This is a genomic window from Pseudomonas tehranensis, from assembly GCF_014268615.1.
GTDB classification, from domain to species: Bacteria; Pseudomonadota; Gammaproteobacteria; order Pseudomonadales; family Pseudomonadaceae; genus Aquipseudomonas; species Aquipseudomonas tehranensis.
The window spans coordinates 1-6,439 of the sequence record NZ_JABWQV010000264.1; the positions used below are offsets into that span (position 1 = coordinate 1).

Below are 6,439 nucleotides of genomic sequence, written 5' to 3' on the forward strand. Positions count from 1 at the left end.
GTGCAACGAGGCTGCGATCTTTCCCCTGACGCTTGAATCCCAAGTGAACGATTAAAAGATCGCAGGCTTCGCCAGCTCCTACAGAGTCCTGCGAAAGCAGGTCAGAACTGGTAACTCACCGTAGCCGCCACGTTGCGCTCTTCGCCCAGGTAGCAGTAGCTCAGGCTGGCGCAGGAGGCGACGTAGGTTTCGTTGGTCAGGTTGTTGGCGTTCAGGCGCACGTCCACGCCTTTCAAGCCGACCTTGCCCAGGTCATACCCCACCGACGCATCGAACAACGTATAGGACGGCACCTTCATGGTGTTTTCCGCATCGGCCCAGCTGTAGCCGACATAACGTACGCCACCGCCCAGTCGCAGGCCATCGAGCGCGCCGCTGTCGAACTTGTAGTCCGCCCACACCGAAGCCATGTGGCGTGGGGCCTGGGTCGGTGAGTTGCCCTTGTTTTCGATGATGTCGGTGGCGGTGCTCAAGGTGCTGATCATCGACTTCGAGTATTCGATATCGGTGAAGGTGTAGCTGCCCAGCACTTTGAACTGCTCGGTCAATTGCAGATGCGCTTCCAGTTCCAGGCCCTGGGAGCGAACGGCACCGACGGCGCGGTAGAAGTTTTCCTGAGGCAATTTGGTCGCCAGGTTCTCCTGGTCGATGCGGAACAGCGAGGCGGTGTACAGGTCATCCGTACCCGGTGGCTGATACTTCAGGCCCAGTTCCCATTGCTTGCCATCGGTCGGCGGCAGCGGGTTGCCGGCGCTGTCGGCGTAGGAGTTGGGGTTGAACGACTCGGAGTAGCTGACGTACGGCGCCAGGCCGTTGTCGAACAGGTACAGCGCCCCAGCGCGGCCAGTGAGCTTGCTGCGCTTGTCGTTGATCTCGGTGCCTTGCGGGCGGCCGAACTCAGCGATGCGGTTTTCATCCGAGGTTTTCACCCAGTCCTGACGCAGGCCCAGGGAGAAACGCCATTTATCCATCTCGATCAGGTCTTGCAGGTAGACACCGGTCTGCTCCAGGCGCCGCAGGTAGCTGGTGGGGCTGAAGTAGGTGATAGCCGAGTTGCCATAGACCGGGTCGAAGGCGTTGATCGGGGCCAGGCTGCCGCTGGTCCAATCCACCGCGGTCTTGCGCCGCTGGTAGTCAGCGCCCATCAACACGGTGTGCTTGGTCGCCCCGCTGAAAAATTCAGCCTGCAGCATGTTGTCGACGATAAACGAATGCAGTTTTTCTTCGGCGCCGGTGTAGTAGCGGTTCAGCTCGTTGCTGGTCGGGGTGGTCCAGCCGTAGGCATAGACCTGATCATTGGTGACTTGGGAGTCCAGGTAACGGAAGTTCTGCCGGGCGGTGAAGACATCGTTGAAACGGTGTTCGAACTGGTAGCCGAACGACTGCTGATCACGTTCATAACCATCGACCCCCGGCTCGCCTTCGAAGAAGTTTTCCGAGATACGCTTGCCGTTGCGCTGATGCAAGGTGCCGTCGGCCGGCATGCCGCCGTGATAACCACCGTCGGGGTCGTGCTGCAGGTAGGCCTGAAGCGTCAGCGACGTGTCTTCGGTAAAGTCGATGCTCACCGTGGGGGCGAGGGCAAAGCGCTTTTCCTGGGTGTGGTCGAACTGCGTGTCGGACGTATCCGCCAGGCCCACCAGGCGATAGGCGATGCGTTTGTCGTCATCCACCGGACCGGTAAAGTCGAAGCCCATGCCGCGTTGGCCCTGGGTGCCGACCGTGGCCTGGATCTGGTGATAAGCCTCGTACAGTGGCTTCTTGCTGGTGAGCGCCACCAGCCCGCCGGGGGAGCTGCGACCATAGAGCACCGAAGACGGGCCTTTGAGAATGTCGACCCGCTCAAGGAAGTACGGGTCGACCTGCATGGAGCTGTAGGTGCCGCTGTCGCCCATGGACTTGAGGCCGTCGAGGTAGATGTTGTCCACCGAGCCATCGTTGAAGCCGCGCATCGCCACGTAGTCGTAGCGATGGGTCGCGCCGTAGGGGTTGGTCAATACCCCGGGGGTGTAGCGCATGGCCTGGGAGACGGTTTGCGCGCCTTGGTCGTCCATTTGCTCGCGGGTTACCACGGAGACGCTTTGCGAGGTTTCCCGCAGGGCGGTACTGGTCTTGGTGGCGACCTGGCTGTGGGTAGCGTTGTAGCCCGCCATGCTGCCCAAGGCGTTACCCAGGGCAAACCCCTTGATGTCGGTGGTCGGCAGCGCCAAAGTGCCGCCCGAGGCCTCGGTTTGCAGCACATAGCTGCTGCCATCGGTGCTGACGGCGGTCAGGCCCGAAGCGCTGAGCAGCTGGCTCAGGGCCTGGTCCGTCGAATACTCGCCGTGCAGTCCCGGGGACTGGATACCGCTGGTCTGCTGCGGAGTGCTTGCCAGGGTGATGCCGGCCTGACGAGCGAACTGGTTCAGCACATCGCTCAGGGGGCCGGCGGCAATGTCGTAGCTCTGGCGCGCGGTGGTGACACCGTCTTGCGCCGCGACGGAGAACATCGGCACGGCGCCCGCACTCAACACCGTGCAGAACAGTGCAGCACGGATGGCATGGCGCAACAGGCCTGTTTGCGAGGAGCAGCCAAAGGGGGTGTTGAGGTTTACGCGCTCAGTCATTGTGGGTTTCCGTTGGAGTCGCTAAGGGCAGATAAGCGTTGCTTACTGTCCTAGCCGGACTTGCGCGCAAAACCCGCCAAAAAAAATCAGGCCGATTCCTGCACCGTGACCCACCAACGGGTTCGATAGCGTAATTGCACGGGGAGCGTGCGCGGCAGAACGGCCAGTAACTTGTCGGTGTCTTCCAGGCGGAAAACACCTGACAAGCGCAAGTCTGCAATCGACGCAGCGCATTTCAGATAGCCCTGGCGGTAACGTCCTACCTCGTTGAGGAAGTCTTCCAGGCGCATGTTGCGCGTAACGAGCAAACCGTCCGCCCAGGCGCCGACGTCCATATCCAGCGGCGGCGTCATGGTCGCGGTTGATGAACTGATCAGATAGCTCTGCCCGGCGCTCACCAGCAGCGCAGCCCCATCGCCGCCGCGGTGCGAACGGATCGCGACCTTGCCACGGGTGACGCTCAGGCGTGTGCAGGCATTGTCCTGCCGCACGACGAAGCGCCCGTCCAGCCCTTCAAACAGACCATGTTGGCTGCGCACCAGCAGCGGCCGTTCGGGGTCGTGACCGCAGGTGAGCATGATTTCACCCCGCGTCAGGCTGATCAGGCGATGCTCGGTCGTGTAGTCCAGGTCGGCGGCGCTGTCAGTGTTCAGTTCAAGCCGCGTACCGTCCGGCAGCTGGAAGCCTCGGTGTTCACCGGTGGTGGTGGCGAAATCCGCGTTCCACGACTGCCAGCCCAGATCCTTGCCCAACCAGGTGGCGGAGCCTATCAGCGCCACCCCTGACAACAGTTTCAAGGCCTGGCGCCGACCGAGTCGCTGGGCGCTGTTTTCCAGGGTGTCGAGAGCGACGTGGGCGCCGGGGACCGCCCTCAGGTTCGAGGTCAATTCACTGTGCAGCGATTGCACCCGCTGCCAGGCCAATTCGTGCTCGTGATGGGCGGCGCGCCAGACCTCGCATTGTTGGCGCAAGGCCGGATTGGCAGCATGGTTGCGCAGGCGCAGCACCCAGTTGATCGCTTGCCTGACCACCTGTTGGGATGGGCCGCTGCGTCGACTCAACACGTTATCCACTGGCTCAGCTTTCATAGCGCAACACGTAGCAGTGATACAGCGCATCGGCGACGTATCGTTCCACCGACCGCAAGGAAATGCCCATCTGCTCGGCAATCTGCTTGTACGTCAGGCCTTCGCACTGGGCCAGCAGAAATGCCCTGCGCACTTTCGGCTTCAGGCCCTCCAGCATTCTGGCGATGGCTTCCAGCAACTCCAGGATCAAGGCCTGGGCTTCGGTGTCGGGGGCTTGGGCGGGTGGCAGGTGGGCGATGGATTCCAGGTAAGCGCGTTCGATTTCTTCCCGGCGCCAATGATCGATCACCAGGCCTTGGGCGATGGTGCGTAGAAAGGCGCGGGGCGACTTGAGCTCAAGGCGTTCGGTGCGTTGCAGCAGGCGCACGAAGGTGTCCTGTGCCAGGTCCGCTGCGTCGGCAGCATTGCCCAAGCGGCTGCGCAGCCATGTGTGAAGCCAGCCGTGATGGTTGCTGTAGAGCGCCTGTACTGCAAACTGGGGAGAAGACATGAACACGAAGGCCTGGATATCACAAATGATAATAGGTCGCATTGTCATCAGCGGTCAGTGAATTTGCAACCACCGTTCGACGCGCCGTGTCCTTCCGTCGCCCATTTGTTCAAAGGGCTAATATTTTTTCAACTTTTGCCGAAAGCGTTATATGCGTGCACCAAAGTGGAGCAGACCAAAAGTCCGCCCGCGCTGTGACATGAATGCTGCAATCGGAATGCACCCCCACTCCCTGCATAAGAAGCCTGTCGATGAATCTGAAGTTCAGCCATAAAATCCTTCTGGCCGCCTCTGGTGTGGTCGTTCTGGCTTTTGCCCTGTTCACGCTCTACAACGACTACCTGCAACGAAAAACCATTGGCAGCAGTCTCGAATCTTCCATCCAGCAGTCCGGCGACCTGACGGCCAGCAGCGTCCAGAACTGGATGAGCGGCCGGGTGCTGGTGCTGGAAAACCTGGCGCAGAATATTGCGCACCAGGGCGCGGGTGCCGATCTGCCGGGGCTGGTGGATCAACCGGCGCTGACGTCGAATTTCCAGTTCACTTACGTGGGCCAGGCCAACGGCGTCTTTACCCAACGCCCTGACGCAAAAATGCCCGACGGCTACGACCCGCGCCAGCGCCCCTGGTACAAACAAGCAGTCACCATCGATCAAACCATGCTCACCCCGCCCTACATGGCAGCGGTGGGCGGCCTGGTGGTGACCATCGCCCTGCCGGTGAAGCACAACGGTGAGCTGCTCGGTGTGGTGGGTGGCGACCTGAGCCTGGAAACCCTGGTGAAAATCATCAACTCCGTGGATTTCGGCGGCATCGGCCATGGGTTTCTGGTCAGCGGCGACGGTCAGGTCATCGTCAGCCCGGACAAGGACCAGGTGATGAAGAATCTCAAGGACATCTACCCCGGTACGCCAGTGAGCATCGAGAAAGGTATCCAGGAGGTTGAGCTCAATGGGCAGGATCGCATTCTTTCGTTTACCCCCGTCGCGGGCCTGCCAAATACCCAGTGGTACATCGGTCTGTCGATCGACAAGGACAAGGCCTACGCACCGCTGAGCCATTTCCGTACCTCGGCGCTGATTGCGATGTTTGTGGCGGTGGCGGCCATTGCGTTGTTGCTGAGCCTGTTGATTCAGGTGTTGATGCGTCCGTTGACCACCATGGGGCGTGCCATGCAGGACATCGCCCAAGGTGAAGGCGACCTGACCCGGCGTCTGGTGGTACAGGGCAAGGATGAGTTCGGTGAGCTGGGGAGTTCATTCAACCAGTTCGTGGAACGGATTCACGCGTCCATCTCGGAAGTGTCTTCTGCCACTCGGCAAGTGCATGACCTGTCGCAGCGGGTGATGACTTCGTCCAATGCCTCGCTCGTTGGCTCCGATGAGCAGAGCGCCCGCACCAACAGCGTGGCAGCGGCCATCAATCAGTTGGGCGCCGCGACTCAGGAAATCGCCCGCAATGCCGCCGACGCCTCGCAACAGGCCAGTGGTGCCAGCGAGCAAGCCGATGACGGACGCCAGGTGGTGGAAAAAACCATCCAGGCCATGACCGAGCTGTCGCAGAAGATCAGCCTCTCGTGCACCCAGATCGAAACCCTGAACGCCAGCACCGACAACATCGGGCATATTCTGGACGTGATCAAGGGCATCTCTCAGCAAACCAACCTGCTGGCGCTGAACGCTGCCATTGAAGCGGCCCGTGCCGGTGAAGCCGGACGTGGGTTTGCGGTGGTGGCCGATGAAGTGCGTAACCTGGCGCACCGTACCCAGGAGTCGGCGGAAGAAATCCACAAGATGATCACCTCGCTCCAGGTCGGCTCCCGTGAAGCGGTGACGACGATGAACGCCAGTCAGGTGTCCAGCGAAGAAAGCGTGGAAGTGGCCAACCAGGCGGGCTTGCGGCTGGTCAGCGTGACGCAGCGCATTGGCGAAATCGACGGCATGAACCAGTCGGTGGCCGCGGCCACCGAAGAGCAGACCGCCGTGGTGGAAACCCTCAACATGGACGTCAGCCACATCAACCTGCTGAACCAGCAAAGCGTCGCCAACCTCAATGAAACCCTGAAAGATTGCGATGCCTTGTCGCAACAGGCCAACCGGTTGAAGCAACTGGTGGACAGCTTCAAGATCTGATCTCTGCCAACATCACCGCCAACCGTCCCACCGCCATCGCGAGCAGGCTCGCTCCCACAGGGATTGGCGGTGGAGCTGGCTCTTGCGGCCACCCCGGAACCAAAACGGTGGGAGCGGGCTTGC

At 61.0% G+C, this 6,439-nt stretch carries 4 protein-coding genes; 1 reads left to right on the plus strand and 3 read right to left on the minus strand.

The window, feature by feature from the left end; genetic code table 11:
- Positions 1-101: 101 nt before the first annotated feature.
- From HU811_RS23525 to HU811_RS23535, 3 genes are all read right to left on the minus strand, one after another.
- The gene (locus HU811_RS23525) at positions 102-2,606 is read right to left on the minus strand and encodes a TonB-dependent siderophore receptor (protein WP_186658372.1); all 2,505 of its coding nucleotides are present in this window, start codon (positions 2,604-2,606) and stop codon (positions 102-104) included.
- Between the two features lie 86 nt (positions 2,607-2,692).
- The gene (locus HU811_RS23530; protein WP_186658374.1) at positions 2,693-3,694 is read right to left on the minus strand and encodes a FecR domain-containing protein; all 1,002 of its coding nucleotides are present in this window, start codon (positions 3,692-3,694) and stop codon (positions 2,693-2,695) included.
- Positions 3,684-4,184 (minus strand): sigma-70 family RNA polymerase sigma factor, encoded by a 501-nt coding sequence (locus tag HU811_RS23535; protein WP_092399821.1) that lies wholly within the window; start codon positions 4,182-4,184, stop codon positions 3,684-3,686. Before HU811_RS23535 ends, HU811_RS23530 begins: the two co-directional genes overlap by 11 nt.
- Positions 4,185-4,435: 251 nt before the next feature.
- Here HU811_RS23535 and HU811_RS23540 point away from each other — a divergent pair, with 251 nt between their 5' ends.
- Positions 4,436-6,316, plus strand: a complete 1,881-nt coding sequence (locus tag HU811_RS23540) for a methyl-accepting chemotaxis protein (RefSeq protein ID WP_092399374.1) — start codon at positions 4,436-4,438, stop codon at positions 6,314-6,316.
- Positions 6,317-6,439 lie beyond the last annotated feature (123 nt).

Bases quoted from the DNA above. Each gene is read 5' to 3' on its own strand.
- HU811_RS23525 (WP_186658372.1), bottom strand. From the start codon at position 2,606: ATGACTGAGCGCGTAAACCTCAACACCCCCTTTGGCTGCTCCTCGCAA.
- HU811_RS23540 (WP_092399374.1), top strand. From the start codon at position 4,436: ATGAATCTGAAGTTCAGCCATAAAATCCTTCTGGCCGCCTCTGGTGTG.
- HU811_RS23530 (WP_186658374.1), bottom strand. From the start codon at position 3,694: ATGAAAGCTGAGCCAGTGGATAACGTGTTGAGTCGACGCAGCGGCCCA.
- HU811_RS23535 (WP_092399821.1), bottom strand. From the start codon at position 4,184: ATGTCTTCTCCCCAGTTTGCAGTACAGGCGCTCTACAGCAACCATCAC.